Source organism: Vibrio zhugei (assembly GCF_003716875.1).
GTDB classification, from domain to species: Bacteria; Pseudomonadota; Gammaproteobacteria; order Enterobacterales; family Vibrionaceae; genus Vibrio; species Vibrio zhugei.
The window spans coordinates 1,763,242-1,785,599 of record NZ_CP033078.1 but is presented as its reverse complement, the minus strand read 5'-3'; the positions used below and the strand labels follow the sequence as shown (position 1 = coordinate 1,785,599).

The following is a 22,358-nucleotide window of genomic DNA, read 5'->3' as shown; positions in this document are numbered from 1 at the left end:
GTGCACAAAAAGCAGACATAAAAAAAGGTGGCCGAAGCCACCTTATTTATTCTAGAGAGATGCAGACATTATTTAGAAATGTGAGCGATTAGGTCTAGAACTTTGTTTGAGTAACCGATTTCGTTGTCGTACCAAGATACAACTTTCACGAATTTATCAGTTAGAGCGATCGCTGCACTTGCATCGAAGATTGAAGTGCGAGTGTCGCCATTGAAGTCAGTGGATACTACTGCATCTTCAGTGTAACCAAGAACGCCAGCTAGTTCGCCTTCAGAAGCCGCTTTCATTGCTGCTTTGATTTCGTCGATAGAGGCTGCTTTTTCTAGGTTAACTGTTAGGTCAACAACAGATACGTTTGCTGTTGGTACGCGGAATGCCATACCAGTTAGCTTGCCGTTTAGTTCAGGTAGTACTTTACCAACTGCTTTCGCTGCGCCAGTTGATGATGGGATGATGTTTTGAGCCGCACCACGACCACCACGCCAGTCTTTCATAGAAGGACCGTCAACTGTTTTTTGAGTTGCAGTTGTTGCATGAACTGTTGTCATTAGACCTGACTCGATACCGAACTTATCGTTCAATACTTTAGCAACAGGTGCTAGACAGTTAGTTGTACAAGATGCGTTAGAAACAATGTCTTGACCCGCGTAAGAGTCAAAGTTTACGCCGTTAACGAACATTGGAGTTGCGTCTTTAGAAGGACCTGTAAGAACTACTTTTTTCGCACCGGCTTCGATGTGTTTACGAGCAGTTTCGTCAGTTAGGAAAAGACCGGTTGCTTCAGCAACAACATCAACACCGATTTCGTCCCATTTAAGGTCCGCTGGGTTGCGTTCTGCTGTTACACGAACAGTTTTGCCGTTAACGATAAGGTTACCGTCTTTTACTTCAACTTCGCCATCGAAACGACCGTGAGTTGAATCGTATTTCAACATGTACGCCATGTATTCTACGTCGATTAGATCGTTAATACCGACAACTTCGATATCTTGACGAGCTTGTGCTGCACGAAATACGAAACGACCGATACGGCCAAAACCGTTAATACCTACTTTGATAGTCATTATAGTTGCTCCACAACTTAAATTTCTGGTGAAAAGGAAACTGGTAGTAAAATTACAGAATCCGCTTAAAGTCTGCAACAGATAATCCGACTTAACTTGTTTAAAGTCAAAAAAAAGACGAGCTTTTTTTTATAATCCGTCATGATTGTTTGTTTTTTGCGCTTAGTGATGAATTCTGTCCCCGCCAGTAAGCACTAAAGCGATATCTAATCGTTATTTTATCAATAAAAAATTTGATATGCTCATTGCCAAAGTATGTGCTACAACACATTTACGATGCAAGCAATATCAGAGAGAATACTGGAATCAACCCCAAGTGTAGAGAGGGATAAACGTGAAGCTTGATGATAAAAAATCTATAAAATCAGATGATTATTGGCGTAATAAGCTGACAGACGAAGAATTTCGTGTGTGCCGAGAACAGGGCACAGAGAGACCCTACTCTGGCACGTTATTGCACAATGCGTCCTCTGGTATATACCATTGTACCTGTTGTCGCTCGCCGTTATTTGTGTCTGATAACAAGTACGATTCTGGCTGTGGTTGGCCTAGTTTCGATGCACCTGTGGCGTCGGATGCGATCCGGTACTTGAAAGACACCAGTCTTGGTATGGAGCGTATAGAAATCCGCTGCGCAGAATGTGACAGCCATTTAGGACATGTGTTCCCTGATGGTCCAGCCGATACCACCGGTGAACGTTACTGTGTGAACTCAGTGTCGTTAATTTTCAACAAAGAAGGCGAGTAATAAGGTGTGGAAGTGATGCCCCAAAGGGGGACATCACCCTAATGAACGGTTAAGAATCGCTCTTCGGTTGTTTGAGTAGCGTTGCCACCATATTGGCTTGATAGCTTCCTTTTTTCAGGGCGATGATGACCTTATCGGTGATGGCATCGAACTTTTTATACTGTTGCGGGGTAAAACCGTAGAGCAATTGGAGTTCTTGTGCTGATGCAATTTCTACCCCATATTGTTTGGCGACCATTGCCCAGATATAGGCTTGCGGCTTATGGTCGATCAACTGATAGTTACTGGCTAATGCTTTTAAAATATCAAGGTTAAGCGCGTCATCATTGTGGTAGAGCTCGAGGGCATGATTGAGCAGCTGAATGGTTTTTTTAGAATCTCGAGTGGTATAAAACGTCGCTAATGCATATTGCATTTGCGGCGTGTTCAATTCAGATTGACCTTCCATCTGCAAAAACTGCCGGCGCGCCTTATGATCGCCAATTTGACTCCATAAAAAATACAGCGCCTCAGGATTTTTCAGTTCACGAATTCGGGTGATGAGTGTCTTTTCATCTTCGATGGAATTACTCAGGGCTAGAAATCGTTTCTGGTTTAATTCTGTTTGGTCAATGGCTCGGATTTGTGAGGCCAGGCTCAAGCATTTTTGATAAGCCGCAATGGCATGGTATTCACCAATCAGATTCTCGATGGATGCGTCTTTAAGCACACTGTATCGTTGCCAAATCAAGTCCGTTCGAGTGATACGGCATTGTCCGTCATCAATGTTCAAGCGCTCGCATTGTAGGCCAGGATTATCGGCACACAATTTTGTAGTATTCTTACGATTCTCAAAACATCCGTTGAGTAGCACGATGAGAACCGTTAAGTAGGTTAATTTTATGATATTCATAGCGTTCACTTGTGATCCATAACACTTATTGTTTTAGTTGGTCTTGACGGAATATGCCAGAAAGTTATGTTGTCATGCTGTAGACTTGGGCTCTATAGCTCATTCATTAATCATGAGAATTCGTTATGGATAAACAACAACTCATCAATGCGATTACCCCTGATATATATCAACGTTTGCGGCAAGCGGTGGAAACAGGCAAGTGGCCTGATGGTTCACTCCTTACTCAGCAGCAACGTGATTCCTCTATGCAAGCTGTGATGATGTATCAAGCAACGCACAATGTGGAGGCTGATCATATGACAATAGACACACATGGGGAAATGGTATTTAAATCAAAGCGTGAGTTGCAGCAGCAGTTTAAAAGCGAAGATGATGAGATAGTGCGAATAAAAATGAACGACGACCCTAAATGATGGGTTAGTCTAGTGAGAAAAATGCCGTTCTCTATCAACGATAAGAACGGCATTTTTTGTGGTTTACAGCGACATTTCACCACGCAGTACTTGCTGCATTTTTTGCTTCACTTCTTCATAAGTCAGATTTTGACTCAGAAGGTAATGTAATTTTGCAAGCGCCGCTTCAGGGGTCATATCAAAACCGCTAATGACACCGGCATCATGCAGGGCGCTGCCGGTTGCATAGCCTTCCATATTGACCTTGCCTGCCAAGCATTGGGTCAGATTCACGACGATCACGCCACGTTCGGATGCGGCATGTAACTGAGCGAGAAGCTCTGGATTCTGTGGGGCATTGCCAACACCAAAGGTCAGCAAAATCATGGCGTTGACCGGTTGCATTAGCGTATTGCGAATGACTTCATATGAAATGCCAGGATACATAGTGATCACACCGATTGGCTGCGGTGTAATATTGTGGACACGGAAGTCACCGTCAGGTCGGACATCAATCGCACTATGACTGCCCACTTGGATATTGATTCCAGCTTCGAGGAGTGGTGGCAAGTTGGGCGAGGTAAAGGCATTAAATCCATCTGCGTGCGATTTCGTACTCCGGTTGCCACGCATCAATTGGTTATTAAAAAATAAAGTGACCTCATTGATGGGAAAACGAGCCGCGATGTGTAAAGCATTCAATAAATTCGCTTGGCCATCAGAGCGCAGCTCGGCAAGAGGTATCTGTGAACCGGTCACAATAACGGGCTTGCCAAGATTTTCTAGCATAAATGACAAAGCGGAAGCCGTGTAAGCCATGGTATCCGTGCCATGTAAAATCACAAAACCATCATAGTGTTCGTAATTGTCACGAATATCATCGGCAATTTTTTGCCAATCTGATGGGGTCATATCGGAAGAGTCGATGAGTGGGTCGTACTCTTTAATCGTATACTCTGGCATCTCTTCACGATGAAACTCTGGCATGTTTGCCAATTGTTTTTCCATGTAGCCCGCCACTGGCACATAGCCGTGGTCCGATTTCGTCATGCCGATAGTGCCGCCTGTATAAGCGATATAGATATGTTTTCTGGCCATTGCTAAACGTTACTCGTGTGATAGAAGTGAGAAAGAGAGGTTGATTATAATCAAAAAATAGAGAATAAAAACAGGCGCTTTACCAGCGCCTGTGCATGATCAAATTTATTTTACCTGACAGGGGAGACAGTACGCGTATTCCCCTTTAGGATCATTAAAGTGACTTAACAATTCAGCGGTGGAGCTGAGTTGTTTCGCTGCAGGTTGCAAGGCTTCGGGGAGAAGACTGGAGAGGTCAACACCAAAGCTTGCATGAGCTTCACTCATTAGTCCTTTGAATAGCTCTTGTGCGGGTGTTAATGGTTCCTCGACCCAACGGACATTATAATGTTTAAGCTTGGCTAATTGAGCGGCCGCATCGACGGCGTCATCAAAATCACCGAGTTGATCGACTAAGCCATTTTTCACGGCATCTTGACCAGTCCAGACATGGCCTTGGGCAATTTTATCCACTTGTTGATTCGACATATGACGGTATTGGCCAACCAGTGAAATAAAACGATGATAACCATGGTCAATGGCTAATTGCATCGCTTGTTTCGCGCCATCGCTGAGACCTGACGTCACCCCTTCTCCAGCAAAAGGAGTGGTTCCAACACCATCGGTCGTTATGCCCCATTTCGCCAGTCCTTTTTCAAAGGTTGGAATGACGCTAAAGATACCAATTGAGCCAGTCAGTGTGGTCGGCTGTGCGATAATTTTATCTGCCGCCATAGAAATCCAGTAGCCACCAGATGCAGCCAAACTCGACATAGAGACCACGACGGGCTTTCCGGCTGCCTTGAGCGTCGTCAGCTCTTCTCGCACCACTTCTGACGCGAAAGCACTGCCTCCAGGACTATCAACTCGGAGAATGACCGCTTTGACATGTGGGTCGTTGCGAGCATCGCGCAATTGCGCCGCTAACGTATCACCGCCCACCACGCCTGTGGACTCTTTTCCGTCTTTGATTTCTCCGCTGGCGACAATCACCGCGATGTCATTTTTCGCTTTGGGTAATTCAGCCGGTAAGGCGTCTTTGTATTGATAATAACCAATCGCGTGATAGCCATCTTTGCCATCACTACCAAATTGCTTAGCAAGCAGAGTACGCACTTGATGGCGACTCGTTAATTTATCGACCAGACCTAAGCGTAACGACAAGTCGGCTAAGCTGCCTTTCGATTGTTTAAACTCTTTCAAGAATTCTTGCATATTGGGACGTAAAACGCTGGCGTCTATATGACGGTTGGCGGCCACGTCGTCAGTATAAGCGCCCCATAATTGACTCAACCAACGGGTTGCGGCTTCTCGTGCCGCTGGTGACATATCGTTACGCATGAAAGGCTCAACCGCCGATTTGTAGGTGCCGACTCGAAAGATATGTGCGTTAACATCGATCTTATTGAGGAAGTCTTTCATATAAAGCCCATAGGCGCTGTAGCCTTTGAGTAATACGGAGCCCTCTGGCGAGAGATACACTTTATCGGCATAACTTGCGAGATAATATTGGCTCTGACTGTAAAAGTCGCCCGTCGCAAACACAGGCTTTCCTGAGGTTTTAAACTCATTAATGGCTTTGGCGATATAACGTAATTTGGTAAGGCTGGTATTAGGCATATCTTGCAGCGATAATACCAAGCCAGTAATGTTCGGATCGGTTTTGGCGTGACGAATAGTATGAACAATATCAAACAAGACATTCTCTTTTGGAATGTCGTCACCGAGCGCAGACTCTTTGAAAGAGTCGAGTGGTGTCAAATAACTTGATTTTTCAACAATCGGACCGTTGAGATTTAAAACAAGAGCAGAAGGTTGGTTGTTTTCCTGTGGAGTCGAGTCGCTGAGACTAAACCAAATTCCCACCGCAAGCATAATAAATAGGATATTCAATAGGGCCACTCGCAAGAAGGTAATGACTTTCCATACCCCTTTTATGACCTTTCCCAGATAACCGAACAGTGTTTTCATTGTCTCTCCATGTATAGCGCCAACGTTAGCTTAACAGCATCAATATTAGGATTAATCCTACGTGATTCCCAGTGGGCAAACAATCTTTATAGATGTGCGACTGGCGATAGAGGCTAAGCGGCGCGGGAGAAGGAGAGACAAGACTCTGGTTGTGTGGTGGGGGCTGAGATGCACAACCAGAGCGTCGTTATTATAAGATAATGGTTTTATTGCCTTGTACGAAGACGCGATCGCTGAGTACTTTGCTTAATGCGCGGCTCAATACGTTTTTTTCTACATCGCGGCCAGCTTGTGCCATATCTTGTGCATTGAACGTATGATCAACCGTGATCACGTCTTGCTTGATAATGGGACCTTCATCGAGGTTGCTGGTAACAAAGTGAGCGGTTGCTCCAATGATCTTCACACCACGCTCATAGGCTTGGTGATAAGGTTTGGCACCAATAAATGCTGGTAAAAAGCTGTGATGAATATTGATAATGCGATAAGGGAAATGATCCACAAATTCAGGACTCAGAATGCGCATGTATTTGGCAAGAACAAGATAATCGGGATTGTATTGCTTAATGACGTCCAGCATTTGCGTATCATGTTGAGCACGTGTGAGATCTTGGTGAGACACGCAGTGGAACGGGATATCAAAGCGCTCCGTTAGTGACTGTAAATGATCGTAGTTACCAACAACGGCCGCAATATCCACATCTAAACTACCGTCAAAATTCTTCATTAAAATATCACCAAGGCAATGGGATTCTTTCGTAACAAGAATGACGACGCGCTTACGTTGTGAGCTGGCTAATTGATATTTTGCTCCATCAGGAAGTGCTTGCGATAAATCTGCAAGAAACGTTGTATCGTTAAAATAGCCTTCTAGCTCGGTACGCATGAAGAACTGACCCGTAGTATTGTCTACGAATTCACTGTTATACGTGATGTTGAGTTGGTGTTTGTAACAAATATTGGTGATTTTAGCGATAAGCCCAGGCTTATCGCTGCAGTGTGTTAGCAGCGTTTTCTTTTCCATCAATCGATGACTTCCATAATAATTTTTATTGTCGTATACCCTGTCTGAAAAAAGCACAACGGCGCATTGCTTTTCAGTTAGAACGACTATAATTAAAGCATAATAAATTGAGTTGCAACCTTTATACACAGTCTTGGCTGTGTTTCTAGGGACCAACGCGAGGTGTTGTTGCAAGGATGATGACAATGGTCACCAGCAATTGTATTGGCAATTGTTCAACCTGAGGATAACACGATGGACAGAGACTTTTTAGCCCACAAACTCTACTGCGAACGCGTTCGTGAATTGATTGGCGATGACCTATTTGATAGTCAAATGCTTGAGCAATGCTGGGAACATCGCATGTCTCCTACGGAAGCCGCAAAAGCTTTGCAATCCCCAGAATCAGAAGACGTGTGTTTTTCTGCTTCCCCATGGTTGCAGCGGTATTTAACCCGCAAATAAGAGCATAATGACGATATGGGTGGCGGTATCGGTTTGAGCTGACTAAAGGCGCGCGGCGTAATTAGAGTCGCACCGCTCGATGAAAACTGACATAATTAACGCCACCTTCGTTATCTTTTTAGATGTGGAATGATCGCAAAAACGTTTTCCCAGCAGGGCGCCTTAGGGCAAGCTATTCCTGGATTCCAGCCGCGTCAGGCGCAAATCGATATGGCACAATCGGTGTCGGATGCTATCCGTGATAACGGACAACTGGTTGTGGAAGCGGGCACAGGAACAGGCAAAACCTTTGCGTATTTAGTCCCCGCGTTATTGAGCGGTAAAAAAACCATCATTAGTACTGGCTCCAAAAACCTTCAAGAACAACTGTTTCATCGCGACCTTCCCCTAATGATCCGTGCGCTCGGCTTTTTTGGTAAAGTTGCGCTTCTTAAAGGGCGATCTAATTATTTGTGCTTGGACCGTCTCAGTCGCCAGATGGTCGAAAGTCATACCAATTACGCAGATCCTACGTTATTGAGTCAATTAGTCAAAGTACGCCAGTGGTCCTCTGAAACGAAAAGTGGCGACTTGGGTGAGTGCGAGTCTTTACCCGAAGACAGTATGATCATTCCCACCATTACCTCCACCAATGAAAATTGCTTAGGCAAAGAGTGTCCCAGTTACGATGACTGTTTCGTCTCGAAAGCGCGTCGTAATGCGATGGATGCAGATGTCGTGGTGGTGAATCATCATTTGTTTTTGGCGGACTTGGCCATTAAAGAAACCGGGTTTGGTGAGTTAATTCCGGAAGCCGAAGTGTTTATTTTTGATGAAGCGCATCAGTTACCCGATATCGCCAGCCAATACTTTGGTCAGTCCCTATCAAGCCGCCAAGTGCAGGAGTTGGCCAAAGACATCGATATCGGTTATCGCACTGAAGCCAAAGACATGCGTCAGTTACAAAAAATTGCGGAAAAGCTACAACAAAGCTCCATGGATTTACGCATTGCTTTAGGTGACACTGGGTATCGAGGCAATTGGCGAGAAGCGATTGCATCACCTGCTATTTTGCGTGCAGTCGAGCGTTTAAAAGAGGGACTAGACTTCGCTCTAGAGGTACTGAAATTGGCGCTTGGGCGCAGTCAATTGCTGGATGCAGCGTTTGAGCGTGCCACCTTAATTAAAGGTCGTTTGGACCGAGTTTGTGATGTGTCTATTACCGGATACTCCTACTGGTTTGACACGACACCACGTCATTTTAGTTTGCATATTACACCGTTAACTGTGGCGGATAAGTTCCAAGAGCAAATGGCGATGTACCCTGGCGCTTGGATTTTTACATCGGCGACGCTGGCGGTGAAAGACGACTTTACCCATTTCACTCATCGCTTGGGTCTTAAGCCACAAGCTCAGTTTTCTTTACCCAGCCCTTTTGATTATCATAACCAAGCGAAACTGTGCGTTCCCCGCTATTTACCAGAGCCCAACAGCCCTGGAATCGCAAAAAAACTCGTCCAGATGTTGGCGCCGATCATTGAAGCCAATGGAGGGCGTTGCTTCTTCTTATGTACCTCGCACAGCATGATGCGTGAGTTGGGTGAGTTGTTTCGCGAACAGTTATCACTGCCCGTATTATTGCAAGGGGAAACCACCAAGCAGAAAACATTGGCGGAGTTTATGGCATTGGGGAATGCGTTATTGGTCGCGACCGGCGCATTCTGGGAAGGGATTGATGTTAGAGGCGATGCATTAAGCTGTGTTATCATTGATAAATTACCGTTTACTGCACCTGATGACCCTCTGCTCAAAGCACGGATAGAAGATTGCCGCCTACGCGGCGGGGATCCGTTTAGTCAAGTACAGCTGCCTGAAGCGGTCATTACCTTAAAGCAAGGTGTGGGGCGATTGATCCGAGATAAAAACGATCAAGGAGCACTGATCATCTGTGACAACCGCTTGGTGACTCGAGACTACGGTGGCACATTTTTGGCCAGTTTACCGCCTATTCCACGAACGCGGAATTTACAAGTCGTGAGCGACTTTCTTCACACCTTATCGACAACAGAAATCAACTAGAGAATTGAATGAGCGCAAAAATCCTTGCCATCGACACGTCAACAGAAATGTGTTCTGTGGCCTTAATGATGGGTAATACTGTTTATACACGTGATGCTATTGCTCCTCGTGACCATACCAAGAAAATCCTCCCTATGGTCGATGAAGTATTAAAAGAAGCCGGCGTGACGTTGCAAGAATTGGACGCATTGGCCTATGGTCGCGGTCCGGGGAGTTTTACAGGTGTTCGCATTGGCATCGGCATTGCTCAGGGGTTGGCACTTGGGGCTGAACTGCCTATGATTGGTATTTCGACACTCGCAGCAATGGCTCAGCAGGCTTACCGTCAAACTGGGGCTTCTCAAGTGGCAGCGGCGATTGATGCACGGATGAGTGAAGTGTATTGGGCGCAATATCAGCGTCAATCGAATGGAGATTGGCAAGTGGTGGGCGAAGAGTGTGTTGTCGCGCCGAATAATCTGAATTCACGTGTGAGCGGTGATGCGTTGAGTTGGACTCAAGTGGGAACGGGATGGGATGCCTATCGTGATGAGCTCAGTACGCTCAACCTCACGTGCGAACCGTCAGAGATTTTGTATCCTAAAGCGCAAGACATGGTATTTCTTGCTAAATTTGCTTTAGAACAAGGTCAAATGGTGGCAGTCGAAGATTCTAGCCCCGTGTATTTGCGAGATACCGTAACGTGGAAAAAACTACCGGGACGGTCATAACCTTTTGATGAGCATCGGCTAACTGCGGCCTGCCTAGTTGGTTAAAGGACATGTATGGTAACAATTAACGGTTTACCCTCATCGATACCGGGGCCAAATCGAACGTCAAAAAGTAAGAAAAATGAGGTTCGGCAAAGCCATAATCCTGACAAGGCCGCACAAACAACGAAAGTGGCGCATGCGGTGTCACAATCGATTCGTCATATGAACGAATCGGATTTACGTGGTGCAACCTTACATTATGATTTACCCGAAGGACGCGGGCGTAAAGCGTTAGAAGAATATATGGGAGTCATGCATCAAGCAAAACGAGACGAGCTGGCTCAATTGTTAGGTGTGGATTTATATATTTAAAGGTAAGGAGCTTTCTATGATAACCCTGCGTTCCGTGACGTTTGTTTTTATCCCACTACTCTGTCTCATCTTGACCGGGTGTGTTCAATTGCCTGATGAGCTACGCAGTCCCGCCGACACTGACGTGGTGACCGATTACGCGACCTTGGCTGCTTTATCATCCGACGGTAAGGACGCTAAGGCAGAACTCACCACTGTGCGTATCGGGGGAGTGATTGCCAGTATTGACAACCGAGCCAAACAGACACGTCTGGTGTTGGTGTCACTGCCAATTGGTCATGGTGGGCGTCCTGATATTGATCAGGAGCCTCAAGGCCGTTTTGTTGTGTATGTGAGTCGGTTTCTTGATCCGATGGCTTATCATAAAGGTCGATTATTGACGGTACTCGGCACGGCCGATGGCGTAGAGACGATCAAAGTCGGTGAGCACTCACAGTCAGCTCCAGTCATTCAGGGGCAAGGGGTACATTTATGGACCATTACACAAAGAGTCATGACCGATAGAATTGCGCCGTTACTTGCTCCATGTAATGGTATAATTTGTCGTTATCAGGGGCCCAGCGAAGGACAGATCATCAATACGGTGGAGTAGTATGCGGGAAACGCAATATCGGCTGTCTAACGTGACGTTGAACGCGTTAGAAGTGGGGGAGCCGTCGTCGTTACCATCGGTCATTTTTTTGCATGGGTGGCTCGATAACGCGGCGAGTTTTTCTACTGTGTTAGCGGCCTGCGCGGAGAGGGCACCATCGCGGCATTTCTGTGCTCTGGATTTGGCTGGACATGGATACTCCACGCATAAAGGTATGGGGTATTTTTATCCATTTCACGATTATGTTGATGATATTTATCAGCTAATAACCACTTTTTTTACACAGAAGTGTCTTTTAGTCGGGCATTCTCTTGGTGCATTGATTGCTGCTTGCTATAGTTCAACGTTTCCGGAACATGTGACGGGATTGGTTCAAATCGAAGGTATTGCACCGCTAGCGGAATCACCAGAACGAGCCGTGCCTCGTTTACGCGATAGCATTATCAGTCGTGAGCAGGTACGTTCGCACGTTGAGCGTGGCTATGCCAGCGTAGACGCAGCGGTTCGGCATCGAGCACAAGTCAGTCATGTTGCGGCTCCATTGATTCAACCTTTGGTTGAGCGAGGATTAACACCGCGAGATGGGCGCTGGTTCTGGCAGCATGATCGTCAGTTACAAACGCAGTCTGCATTCCGAATGCCTCCAGAGCAAGCCAGCACATTTATACAGGGAATCCGTTGCCCACATGGCCTGATTCTAGGGAGTGACGGCTATGCCGATTTACGCCAAAGTGCAACGGTGCTTTTATCGAAACATTGTACTATCTTAACGATAGTCGGTGGACATCATTGTCATCTTGAACAGCCTGAATATGTCGCACAGACAATTTTGGAATACATTAATTAAAAATTAACGCCGGTCAGCAAAATGCTGACATTATTTGGCTGTAGGTTTTCTACTATATTTAGAGATAGTTATGCAGCCAAGAACGAGGAGTATTACTTTGGATAAACCTTGGCTTTCACGTTATCCCGACGACGTGCCTGAAACCATCGATCCGGGGCAGTATCCAACATTGTTGGATATGTTTGAACAAGCGGTTGAGCGTTATGCTGACAAAACCGCATTCATCAACATGGGTGCGACGTTGTCTTATCGCGAATTAGAACAGCGCAGTCGCGCATTCGCGGCCTATTTACAACACGATTTACGTTTGCAGCCAGGTTCGCGCGTCGCGTTAATGATGCCGAATTTATTGCAATATCCGATCGCACTCTATGGTATTTTGCGCGCAGGCATGGTTGCGGTCAACGTTAACCCGTTGTACAAACCCCGAGAATTAGAACATCAAATCAAAGATGCTGACGTGGAAACCATTGTCATCGTCACCAACTTTGCACACACCTTAGAGCAGGTCATTGATAACACGCCCATCAAACATGTGGTGATGACCTCGTTAGGTCAAATGCTGCCAACAGTAAAAGGTAAAATTATTGACTGGGTGGTGAAATACATAAAACGGAAAGTGCCGAATTATCATCTTCCCAATGCGGTCTCAATGAAGCAGGCGTTGACGTTAGGTCGCCAATATACCTACGAACGTCCAGATGTTGCGAGCAGCGATGTGGCGTTTTTGCAATATACTGGTGGGACCACAGGTGCCGCCAAAGGCGCGGTCTTAACCCATCGCAATATGGTTGCCAATGTTCTACAAGCCAAAGGGGCGTATGGGCCTGTTCTCTCCGATGGCGATGAGCTGGTGGTTACTGCTTTGCCGCTGTATCACGTCTTTGCTTTGTCAGTCAACTGCCTACTGTTTACTGAAATGGGCGGCTCAAACTTATTAATCACTAACCCACGCGACATTCCTGGGTTTGTTAAAGACTTGGGGCGTTATGACGTTACGGCAATCACTGGCGTCAACACCCTGTTTAATGCATTGGTCAATAATGCCCACTTTAAGCAATTGGATTTTACGCACTTAAGACTTGCGGTCGGTGGTGGAATGGCCGTGCAACGGGCGGTTGCAGAAAAATGGAAAGCGATCACTGGGATTCATCTACTGGAAGGGTACGGGCTCACGGAGTGTTCACCGCTAGTCGCGGGTAACCCGTACGATCTTAAAGATTACTCGGGGGCGATTGGCTTACCGGTACCATCAACGGACGTTCGTATCGTCGATGATGAAGGTCAGGTACTGCCATTCGATCAAGTGGGTGAATTGCAAGTGAAAGGCCCACAAGTCATGAGTGGCTATTGGAATAATGCCGAAGCCACGGCTGAAGTGCTCAGTGATGATGGTTGGGTATCCACTGGCGATATGGTTCGCATTGATGAGATGGGCATGATTTATATTGTCGATCGCAAAAAAGATATGATTTTAGTGTCGGGTTTTAATGTGTATCCGAACGAGATCGAAGACGTGGTTGCTTTGCATAGTAAAGTGCAAGAGGTTGCGGCGATTGGTGTGCCGTCAGAGGCAACTGGTGAAGCGGTGAAAGTCTACGTTGTGGCGAGTGATACCTCATTGACAAACAAGGAGCTGATTGCCCATTGTCGTCAATATTTGACGGGGTATAAAGTGCCAAAAGACATCGAATTTCGCCAAGAGCTGCCTAAATCGAATGTTGGGAAAATTCTTCGTCGTGAATTACGCGAAGAAAACGATCAGCAAACCTCGGCCTCTTCATGAGGACGCCAAGACATCTGACGAAATAATGTTACAATGCCGACATAATCTGTCGGCATTATTTCATTGCCAGACTCCATATCAACAAAGTGAGCCTTGAGTGAACTACCGAATTATTAATACCTTTAGCGATCTGGAACGTGTGTGTTTAGCGGCGCGTGAAACCGATGTCGTCATGCTGGATACTGAGTTTGTAAGAACTCGCACTTACTATCCGCAATTGGGATTGATTCAATTGTATGATGGTGAAAGCTTGTCGTTGATTGATCCGTTAGAGATTGATGATATGACGCCTTTTATCCATTTAATGAAAGATACGGCGGTACTCAAAGTATTGCATGCGTGTGGTGAAGACATTGAAGTCTTTTTTAATCAATTTCAATGCGTGCCAACGCCTATGGTCGATAGCCAAATTATGGCGGCATTCTTAGGCTATGGTTTATCTACTGGTTTTGCCGCTCTGGCCAGCGAATTGCTGGGCGTGGAGCTGGATAAAAGTGAATCGCGTACCAATTGGTTAGCTCGACCACTGTCTGAACGTCAGTTAACTTATGCGGCCGCCGATGTTTTCTATCTTATGCCGATCTATGAAAAACTCTTGGCACGGGTTCAGCAAGCCGGCTGGTGGGAAGCCGCCTTAGCCGAATCACAACTGCAATGTGAAAAGCGTACTCGCCCTCAAGATGCCGAGCTCGCATATCTGAATATCAAAGGCGCTTGGCAGTTATCGCCAGAAGAATTATCAATTTTAAAGCCTTTAGCGACATGGCGCTTTCAAGAAGCGGTCAAACGTGATTTAGCATTGAATTTTGTCATTCGTGAAAATGAACTGCTGACGATTTCTCGGTTAAAGTTGACCTCGCCAAAGGCAATGGAAGAGGCCGAGTTGGATCCTCATGCGATACGTCGTCATGGCAATAAAATGGCGATGATCGTGAAACAAGCGATGCAGTTAAGTGAAGACGAATACCCGGAACCCATTGAAACGCTAGTCGATTATCCGGGGTATAAGCAGTTATTCAAAGAATTAAAAGATACCGTGAAAGGGGCGGCTCACAGTCACGGTCTCGCACCTGAATTTGTGGCCTCTAAAAAGCAACTTAATCAGTTATTAAGCTGGGTGTGGAAAGGAAACCAAGATCCTGAAAAAACACCCGATGTAATGCAGGGATGGCGACGCCAAGTAGTTGGTTCTCGCTTAATGAAAAAACTCGCGTAGCGAACTTGCCCCCATAATTCGGGGGGCTTAGCGAGTCAAAGATGGAGTTTAGATAAAATATGACTATGACGGCGACAGACTATTTAAATGATCTTAACCAACGGTATTTAAGCACTCACCGCATTAAAGAAGATTTTTTCTGGGATACCTACATGGGGATCAGTGATGACCATGAGGGTGCAGCACAAGCTCAGATGGATTGGACTAAGTTTCTAAGCCAGGGCTCGCAAATCACCGCAGTCAAAGAACAATTAGCCGCGGTTGATGCGATTGCTGATGAGCAAGAGCGCGAGCAAACACGTGTCGGTTTGCAAGGTTGGTTGGCAATGTTTGAATCTCACGCATTGGAATCGGAGCAAGCGCAAGCTCTCAAAGATGAGTTAATCCGTTTCGAAGCCGACTTGTTTGAGAAAAAGCAACAGCATGTGATGACCTATCAAGATGCGCAAGGAAACGAAGTTGAGGCTTCATTAGTCTCGCTGGGAGCGATGGTACGCACGAATGATAATGAAGCGGTACGCCAAAGCGCCCATCAGGCGTTGTTGGATCTTGAGCAATGGTTGCTTAAAAACGGGTTCATTGAGTTAGTTAAGTTGCGTAATCGATTTGCCCGTACTCTAGGATACGCGAACTTTTTCGACTATTCGGTGCAGAAAGGCGAAAAAATGTCATCGGATGCGCTGTTTGCGATTCTTGATGATTTTGAGTCTCGAACACGTGAAACCAACTTACAAAGCTTAAAAATATTAGCCGATGAGAAAGGCGATGCTGCGCTTTATGGGCATAACTTTACCTTTTCATTTGCTGGGGATGTGATGCGCGACTTGGATCCGTATGTGCCATTCTCACAATCGCTAAGACGTTGGGTTGAGTCGTTTGGTCGTTTAAACATTGATTACTCTGGCGCCGAGTTAACGCTCGATTTATTGGATCGCAAGGGTAAGTATCCGAATGGGTTCTGTCATGGTCCCATCCCGTCATTCTATGACAAAGGTGAGTGGGTTGCCGCTAAGGTGAACTTCACCAGTAATGCTAAGCCTGACCAAGTCGGCAGTGGTTATGATGGTATTAATACCTTATTTCACGAAGGCGGTCATGCGGCGCATTTCTCTAATGTGAAGATGAATGCGCCTTGTTTCTCTCAAGAGTTTGCACCGACATCGATGGCTTATGCAGAAACGCAATCTATGTTTTGTGATAGCTTGTTAACTGATGCTGACTGGTTAAAAACCTATGCGTTAGATAAGCAAGGGCAAGCGGTTCCCGATGATGTCATTAAAGCGATGATCACGGCTCGTCAGCCTTTTGAAGCCTATGGTGAGCGCAGCATTCTGGTGGTGCCTTATTTTGAGCGTGCGCTATACCAGCTCGGAGAGGATGAACTCACACCGCAAACCATTACAGATCTTGCTCGTGAAACGGAAAAGCGTATTTTAGGGCTAGCTTGTAGTCCGCGGCCATTGTTGTCTGTGCCTCATTTACTGTCTGATGAATCGGCATGTGCCTATCATGGCTACTTGCTGGCACACATGGCCGTCTACCAGACTCGAGCCTATTTTCTGGAACAGTTTGGTTATTTGACGGATAATCCGAAAATTGGTCCATTGTTAGCAAAGTATTATTGGCAGAAAGGCAATTTCCTCTCGCACAATGAAACGATTCAGTCGCTGACAGGGGAAGGCTTTAATGCAAAATACTTGGCAGATGCGTGTAACTCATCGGTTGAGGAAGAATGGCAACACCAGCTCGACAAAATTCGAGGGTTAGCGTCTCGCCAGCAAGCGCCAGTGGCACCGCTTAATGCAACCATTCGTGTGGTGGATGGTGATCGCGAGTTAGCATCGAACGTGGTGTCGAATGAAGCCATGTGCGAGCAATTTGAAGCGTATATTGCTGAGCAGTATGGCTGCTAGTGATGCCGGTCAATAATAAAAAACCAGTCGCTTGCGACTGGTTTTTTGGTTTCAGTACCGTGCTATTTGTCTTCGTCCGGCAATTTGACATTCAGCTCTAAGACAGAAATGTCGTCACCTTTTTGTTCAAAGGTCAAATCCACCATACTCGGATCGATGACCACATACTTGGCAATGACCTGAAGAATATCTTCTTTCATTTGTGGTAGATAGGTCGGTGCAGGTTCGTCGGCATTGCGACGCTCTGCAACGATAATCTGCAAGCGCTCTTTGGCCAGACTTGCCGTTGTTTTTTTCGTTGGACGGAAAAATTCAAGTAGTGACATGTGTCATTAGCCCCCAAACAGTCGTTTAAAAATTCCTTTCTTAGGCTCAGTGAGGAAGCGGAATTCGATGTCCTCTCCGAGTAAGCGGCTTACAGTATCATCGTAAGCTTGTCCTGCATCTGACTGCTCGTCGAAAATAACCGGTGTCCCTTTATTCGATGCATTCAGAACCGCTTGGCTCTCTGGAATAACGCCCAACAGCGGAATATGCAAAATCTCTTCGACATCTTGTACACTCAACATTTCGCCTTGAGTTACACGCGCTGGGTTATAACGTGTTAGCAATAAATGTTGCTTAACAGGCTCTAATCCTTGTTCAGCTCGGCGAGATTTGGAATCAAGAATCCCCAGAATGCGATCTGAATCGCGTACAGAGGACACTTCAGGGTTGGTGGTCACAATCGCTTCGTCCGCAAAATACAAGGCCATAAGAGCGCCTTGCTCGATGCCTGCGGGTGAGTCACACACGACAAAGTCAAACTCCATTGCCGCTAACTCATCAAGAATGCGTTGCACGCCATCCACAGTGAGTGCTTCTTTATCACGTGTTTGTGATGCAGGTAGAATGTACAAGTTTTCATTGCGCTTATCTCTAATCAGCGCTTGATTTAACGTTGACTCACCGTTAATCACATTGACAAAATCGTAGACTACGCGGCGTTCACAGCCCATAATTAAATCTAGATTACGCAGGCCAATATCGAAATCGATGACCGCGGTTTTCTTGCCTTTCAGCGCTAAACCAGAAGCAATTGCTGCGCTAGAGGTGGTCTTACCTACACCGCCTTTTCCTGACGTGACGACAATAATGCGTGCCATTTTCTTTTTTCCTTTCAAACTTATAGAGTCAGCAATTCAAAGTATAGTGAATCTTCATGCATTTTGAGGACCACTCGTTGTTGCCAAAACTCATTTTCAATTTGGTCGCTGAGCCAATAGTTCCCTGCAATAGAGACCAGTTCAGCTTGTAAATCTTGACATATGATTCGTGCTTTTTTTTGTCCACTGGCACCTGCGATGGCACGGCCTCGCAATGTTCCATATATGTGGATTGACCCATCAGCAATCACTTCTGCCCCTGGGCTAACATGATTAAGTATGACTAAGTCACTGTCTTTCGCGTACACTTGTTGCCCTGAACGAATCGGGGTCTCGACCACCTTCGTTGGGGCTCGTGATGCCGCTGGGACATTTTTCGGTGCGTTGGTTGTTGTCATAACGGCAAAACCCGCATCACGGGCGAAATTTTGCGTGCGTTTATCGGCACAACCCGTTACACCGACAGGAATAAACCCGGCATCAGAGATGCCTTGTTTGAGGCTTGGAAAATCAATCTCCCCGCCAACTTTTTCAATATTAATGACCACTGGGGCTCCGGCAAAAAATGCGGGCGCCTGATCCACCTTCTGTTTTAAAAATTCTACGCAATTTGCGACCTGATTGTCAGAAAGGTGTAATACTGACAAAGTAAAACTACTGCCTTTTAGGTCAGGTATATTGGACATTGTTACTTTGACCTCGATAAACTCATGGCTTAATTGTGAAAGGGCGTTGCCTGAGACTAGGGGTGTCATGTTATATTTCATGGCTAACTACAGCAAGTTATCTTACAACCTTTTGAGTGATTTGCTGTCAATTTTATGGAAACTTACCGTTATCTAAATAAAAACGCGATAAATCCCGCGTTTTTTACACTTGAAGGTTTGTCATGCTTTGTTCTATCTATAAAAGTGCTAAAAAAGAAGGTGCGTATTTATACTTACCGAAACGAGATGATTTTTCACAGGTACCTGACACCTTGTTAGATATGTTTGGTAAACCTAGGTTTGTCATGTTAATCAACTTGAAAGATCGTCAATTAGCCACCGTTGATATTGAGCATGTGAAAGCGTCGCTCAATGACAAAGGGTTCTTTTTGCAATTACCACCACCACCCGAAAATTTATTAGAGACATATAAGAAAGATAAAGCTCGCTTTGATGGTTCATCAAGCGATTAAGTCATTATAGGCGATAAGCTCAAGGAGGAGATCTTGAGAAAGTTACTTTCTATTATTTTAGGTGTGACATTGGCGTCACCCGTCCTCGCTGCGGATATGAGCTTTGACAAATATGTTGAAGGCTTAAAACAAGAAGCTCGCCAAGAAGGTATTTCAGAGAAAATTCTGAAAGAGGCGTTCAGCGATGTAAAATATCGACCAAGAGCTGTTGTTGCCGATCGCAATCAACCGGAGAAGAAGCTCACTCTGGATGAATACATTCCACGTGCGGTTCCGACATGGAAAGTGGAGAAAGCGAAGGCACTGTATAAAAAATACTACCCTCAGCTGCAAGCCATTGGGGCGAAATATGGGGTACAACCGCGTTTTATCGTCGCACTGTGGGGCGTTGAGAGTAACTTTGGCACCTTTACCGGTGGCTATAGTGTGATCGATGCGTTATCAACGATGGCGTACGATGGTCGACGCGAAGCGTTTTTCCGCAATCAAACCATGGCGGCATTGAAAATTTTACAACAAGGTCACATTGATGCTAGCCATATGAAAGGCTCTTGGGCGGGAGCAATGGGGCAATGTCAGTTTATGCCAAGTTCGTTTTTATCCTTCGCCGCGGATGGGGATGGCGATGGCAAAAAAGACATTTGGGAGTCTAAAGCGGATGTGTTTGCCTCAACCGCGAATTACTTGAGTCAATCTGGCTGGAAGGAACATCGCACTTGGGGACGCCAAGTGAAATTGCCGAAAGGGTTTGATGTTGGCTTGGCTGGACGTAATGCGGAGAAAGGAAAATACTTAGCGGAATGGAATAAGCTTGGTATCACACGTTATGATGGTCGTGCTTTACCGGCGTTGAAACACGACATCAAAGCGTGGCTCATCGTTCCAGATGACGAAAAAGGGCGTGTGTATTTGGTGTATAACAACTACAACGTCTTGATGAAGTGGAACCGCTCATATTATTTTGCATTAGCGGTCTCTCACTTAGCCGATGCGATGGTCTTTTAGTGTCGCGTGCTTAATGGTCGGCATTCATGTCGCGCTATAGAAAAAAGCAGCACTCAGTGCTGCTTTTTTATTGGATGATGGAAGCTTAACGCTCAGCTTCGTTGGTTTCGCAGGCTATGAGTGTGTTTTCTATCAAGCTTGCAACCGTCATTGGGCCAACGCCCCCAGGAACGGGCGTAATATAGCTAGCACGTTGCTGGGCGACATCAAACGCGACATCGCCAATGAGTTTGCCCGTGTCTAGACGATTAATGCCCACATCGATGACGACAGCGCCTTCTTTAACCCATTCTCCGGGAATGAAATTGGGTTTACCAACCGCCACAACAAGAATATCCGCTTGTTTGACGTGATACGCGAGGTCGTCAGTAAAGCGATGACAGGTGGTGGTGGTGCAGCCTGCCAGTAAGAGCTCTAAGGTCATAGGACGACCAACGATGTTGGATGCGCCAACAATAACAGCGTGTTTCCCTTTTAGCTCAATGTCATAGCGCTCGAGTAGAGTAATAATGCCTTTAGGGGTGCAAGAGCGCAGTTTTGGTATGCGCTGACATAGCCGACCGACGTTGTAGGGATGAAAGCCATCGACGTCTTTTTTCGGAGAAATACGCTCTAAAATTTTCGTTGAGTCAATCCCTTCAGGCAACGGCAGTTGTACGAGAATGCCATCGATGTCTGGATCTTGATTAAGTTCATCGACCAATTGGATAATGTCGTTTTCTGTCGTCGTCGCTGGCAGATCGTACGACTTAGAAATGAAACCGACTTCTTCACACGCGCGGCGTTTACTACCGACATAAACCTGTGATGCTGGATCTTCACCGACGAGTACCACAGCAAGGCCAGGGGCACGTAACCCTTTATCAAGGCGCTCTTGTACACGTTCAGCTACTTCAGAACGCACAGTTTGCGATATGTGCTTTCCATCTATTTTTACGGCAGTCATGACTTTCCTTAACACTTAATTATGCGTGAAAATTTTTCGGGGTATTGTCGCAGATTACGACATGAACATCCACAAGCAAACGTTTGCTAAGAAGGGTTTTTGAGCGATTATTTCATGGTTGATAACTTTTTAGACACCTAAACCAATTTCATCGATAAATTCATTGATTTACACGTGCTAACTCGTATAATCCTTTCCCTGTAACGCGCCCTTAGCTCAGTTGGATAGAGCACCTGCCTTCTAAGCAGGTGGTCACAGGTTCGAATCCTGTAGGGCGTACCATATTTTAAAGCCCTGAACACTCTTAGAGTGTTCAGGGCTTTTTCGTTTATATGATAAAATGGTGTCTTAAGTTACTGACAAGGAAAGGAAAAGTGCTAAAAACATCACGTACTAAGATTGACCTATTGCGGCCGCAATATGCACAAGCGATAGCAGAGTATTACCAGAATAATCGTGACCATTTATCCCCATGGGAGCCTGTGCGTGCTGAGGATTACTACACGCTGGTATTTTGGCAAAATGTGGCGGAGCAAAACGTATTAGCGTTTGAACTGGAGCAGGAGTTTCGGTTTGTGGCGTTTCATCACGATGATCCGCATCAAATCATTGGCGTATGTAACTTTACAGGGTTGATTCGAGGCGCTTTTCAAGCGTGTTTGATGGGGTATTCGTTGGATCGTCAGTACCTTAATCAAGGATATATGACCGAAATTGTCCGTGTGACGACGCAGTATATGTTTGAGCAGGTGGGCTTGCATCGTATTATGTCTAATTACATGCCGAATAATATCGCCAGTGAGCGGGTCTTACAAAAGTTGGGGTTTGAACGAGAAGGCTATGCTAAGCGTTATTTAAAGATAGCGGGGCAGTGGGAAGATCATATTTTAACGGCTAAGATTCATGAGATAAAGTAATTGGCTGCGAGCAAGGGGCGTAATATCTCTAAGAGAGTGTTAAACATACGCCCCATCAACTCGGGTAATATTGC

23 protein-coding genes and 1 tRNA gene are annotated in these 22,358 nt (G+C 45.8%); 15 read left to right on the top strand and 9 right to left on the bottom strand.

Features of this window, described 5'->3' with window-relative positions:
• Positions 1-68: 68 nt before the first annotated feature.
• Positions 69-1,064 carry a type I glyceraldehyde-3-phosphate dehydrogenase gene (gene gap, locus EAE30_RS13510; RefSeq protein ID WP_123016396.1) on the bottom strand — a complete coding sequence of 332 codons (996 nt, stop codon included), beginning with the start codon at positions 1,062-1,064 and terminating at the stop codon, positions 69-71.
• 334 nt (positions 1,065-1,398) lie between these two features.
• Between gap and msrB the strand changes: the two genes are divergently transcribed.
• Positions 1,399-1,812 (top strand): peptide-methionine (R)-S-oxide reductase MsrB, encoded by a 414-nt coding sequence (gene msrB, locus EAE30_RS13505; protein WP_123016395.1) that lies wholly within the window; start codon positions 1,399-1,401, stop codon positions 1,810-1,812.
• Between the two features lie 49 nt (positions 1,813-1,861).
• Here the strand turns inward: msrB and EAE30_RS13500 are convergent, their stop codons facing one another.
• Entirely contained in the window at positions 1,862-2,704 is an 843-nt protein-coding gene (locus EAE30_RS13500; protein ID WP_123016394.1) for a DUF2989 domain-containing protein, read from the bottom strand.
• 125 nt (positions 2,705-2,829) lie between these two features.
• Here EAE30_RS13500 and EAE30_RS13495 point away from each other — a divergent pair, with 125 nt between their 5' ends.
• A complete protein-coding gene (locus EAE30_RS13495) occupies positions 2,830-3,120 on the top strand; it encodes a YeaC family protein (protein ID WP_123016393.1) in 291 nt (96 codons plus the stop codon).
• 63 nt (positions 3,121-3,183) lie between these two features.
• Here the strand turns inward: EAE30_RS13495 and ansA are convergent, their stop codons facing one another.
• The 3 genes from ansA to purU all read right to left on the bottom strand — a co-directional run bounded on the left by ansA (position 3,184) and on the right by purU (position 7,171).
• The gene (gene ansA, locus EAE30_RS13490) at positions 3,184-4,197 is read right to left on the bottom strand and encodes an asparaginase (protein WP_123016392.1); all 1,014 of its coding nucleotides are present in this window, start codon (positions 4,195-4,197) and stop codon (positions 3,184-3,186) included.
• A 105-nt stretch (positions 4,198-4,302) separates the two neighbouring features.
• A complete protein-coding gene (sppA, locus tag EAE30_RS13485; protein ID WP_123016391.1) occupies positions 4,303-6,147 on the bottom strand; it encodes a signal peptide peptidase SppA in 1,845 nt (614 codons plus the stop codon).
• Between the two features lie 190 nt (positions 6,148-6,337).
• Complete coding sequence (gene purU, locus EAE30_RS13480; RefSeq protein WP_123016390.1) at positions 6,338-7,171, bottom strand: formyltetrahydrofolate deformylase; 834 nt, start codon at positions 7,169-7,171, stop codon at positions 6,338-6,340.
• A gap of 234 nt (positions 7,172-7,405) precedes the next feature.
• On the opposite strand from purU, the gene EAE30_RS13475 reads away from it, so the two are divergent.
• The 9 genes from EAE30_RS13475 (at position 7,406) to EAE30_RS13435 (ending at position 17,091) form a co-directional block, all read left to right on the top strand.
• Complete coding sequence (locus tag EAE30_RS13475; RefSeq protein WP_123016389.1) at positions 7,406-7,615, top strand: hypothetical protein; 210 nt, start codon at positions 7,406-7,408, stop codon at positions 7,613-7,615.
• A gap of 129 nt (positions 7,616-7,744) precedes the next feature.
• Positions 7,745-9,673, top strand: a complete 1,929-nt coding sequence (locus EAE30_RS13470) for a DNA repair helicase YoaA (protein ID WP_123016388.1) — start codon at positions 7,745-7,747, stop codon at positions 9,671-9,673.
• An 8-nt stretch (positions 9,674-9,681) separates the two neighbouring features.
• Positions 9,682-10,383, top strand: coding sequence for a tRNA (adenosine(37)-N6)-threonylcarbamoyltransferase complex dimerization subunit type 1 TsaB (gene tsaB / locus EAE30_RS13465; protein ID WP_123016387.1), 702 nt, complete (start codon positions 9,682-9,684; stop codon positions 10,381-10,383).
• A 54-nt stretch (positions 10,384-10,437) separates the two neighbouring features.
• Positions 10,438-10,737 carry a chromosome partitioning protein ParA gene (locus EAE30_RS13460; protein WP_123016386.1) on the top strand — a complete coding sequence of 100 codons (300 nt, stop codon included), beginning with the start codon at positions 10,438-10,440 and terminating at the stop codon, positions 10,735-10,737.
• A gap of 16 nt (positions 10,738-10,753) precedes the next feature.
• The gene (locus EAE30_RS13455) at positions 10,754-11,329 is read left to right on the top strand and encodes a Slp family lipoprotein (RefSeq protein ID WP_123016385.1); all 576 of its coding nucleotides are present in this window, start codon (positions 10,754-10,756) and stop codon (positions 11,327-11,329) included.
• A 1-nt stretch (position 11,330) separates the two neighbouring features.
• Positions 11,331-12,176 (top strand): alpha/beta fold hydrolase, encoded by an 846-nt coding sequence (locus EAE30_RS13450; protein WP_123016384.1) that lies wholly within the window; start codon positions 11,331-11,333, stop codon positions 12,174-12,176.
• Positions 12,177-12,273: 97 nt separating this feature from the next.
• Positions 12,274-13,962 (top strand): long-chain-fatty-acid--CoA ligase FadD, encoded by a 1,689-nt coding sequence (fadD, locus tag EAE30_RS13445; RefSeq protein WP_123016383.1) that lies wholly within the window; start codon positions 12,274-12,276, stop codon positions 13,960-13,962.
• Positions 13,963-14,059: 97 nt separating this feature from the next.
• Positions 14,060-15,178 (top strand): ribonuclease D, encoded by a 1,119-nt coding sequence (gene rnd / locus EAE30_RS13440; RefSeq protein ID WP_123016382.1) that lies wholly within the window; start codon positions 14,060-14,062, stop codon positions 15,176-15,178.
• Between the two features lie 65 nt (positions 15,179-15,243).
• The gene (locus tag EAE30_RS13435) at positions 15,244-17,091 is read left to right on the top strand and encodes a M3 family metallopeptidase (RefSeq protein WP_123017379.1); all 1,848 of its coding nucleotides are present in this window, start codon (positions 15,244-15,246) and stop codon (positions 17,089-17,091) included.
• Positions 17,092-17,153: 62 nt separating this feature from the next.
• Here EAE30_RS13435 and minE read toward each other — a convergent pair whose 3' ends face one another.
• Genes minE through minC form a run of 3 tightly spaced genes read right to left on the bottom strand, consistent with a single transcriptional unit; the run spans position 17,154 to position 18,922 of the window.
• Positions 17,154-17,417, bottom strand: a complete 264-nt coding sequence (gene minE, locus EAE30_RS13430) for a cell division topological specificity factor MinE (RefSeq protein ID WP_123016381.1) — start codon at positions 17,415-17,417, stop codon at positions 17,154-17,156.
• Between the two features lie 6 nt (positions 17,418-17,423).
• Positions 17,424-18,236: a septum site-determining protein MinD gene (minD, locus tag EAE30_RS13425; protein ID WP_123016380.1), complete on the bottom strand. Its 813-nt coding sequence runs from the start codon at positions 18,234-18,236 to the stop codon at positions 17,424-17,426.
• A gap of 20 nt (positions 18,237-18,256) precedes the next feature.
• A complete protein-coding gene (gene minC, locus EAE30_RS13420) occupies positions 18,257-18,922 on the bottom strand; it encodes a septum site-determining protein MinC (protein WP_123017378.1) in 666 nt (221 codons plus the stop codon).
• A gap of 203 nt (positions 18,923-19,125) precedes the next feature.
• Here minC and EAE30_RS13415 point away from each other — a divergent pair, with 203 nt between their 5' ends.
• Together EAE30_RS13415 and EAE30_RS13410 are read left to right on the top strand one after the other, a co-directional pair.
• Entirely contained in the window at positions 19,126-19,416 is a 291-nt protein-coding gene (locus tag EAE30_RS13415) for a YcgL domain-containing protein (RefSeq protein WP_123016379.1), read from the top strand.
• Positions 19,417-19,449: 33 nt separating this feature from the next.
• Positions 19,450-20,421: a lytic murein transglycosylase gene (locus EAE30_RS13410; RefSeq protein ID WP_123016378.1), complete on the top strand. Its 972-nt coding sequence runs from the start codon at positions 19,450-19,452 to the stop codon at positions 20,419-20,421.
• Between the two features lie 85 nt (positions 20,422-20,506).
• Here the strand turns inward: EAE30_RS13410 and folD are convergent, their stop codons facing one another.
• Positions 20,507-21,367, bottom strand: coding sequence for a bifunctional methylenetetrahydrofolate dehydrogenase/methenyltetrahydrofolate cyclohydrolase FolD (gene folD / locus EAE30_RS13405; RefSeq protein WP_123016377.1), 861 nt, complete (start codon positions 21,365-21,367; stop codon positions 20,507-20,509).
• 205 nt (positions 21,368-21,572) lie between these two features.
• Here folD and EAE30_RS13400 point away from each other — a divergent pair.
• Both EAE30_RS13400 and EAE30_RS13395 read left to right on the top strand, forming a co-directional pair.
• A tRNA-Arg gene (locus EAE30_RS13400) sits at positions 21,573-21,649 on the top strand.
• A gap of 92 nt (positions 21,650-21,741) precedes the next feature.
• Entirely contained in the window at positions 21,742-22,284 is a 543-nt protein-coding gene (locus EAE30_RS13395; RefSeq protein WP_123016376.1) for a GNAT family N-acetyltransferase, read from the top strand.
• Positions 22,285-22,358 lie beyond the last annotated feature (74 nt).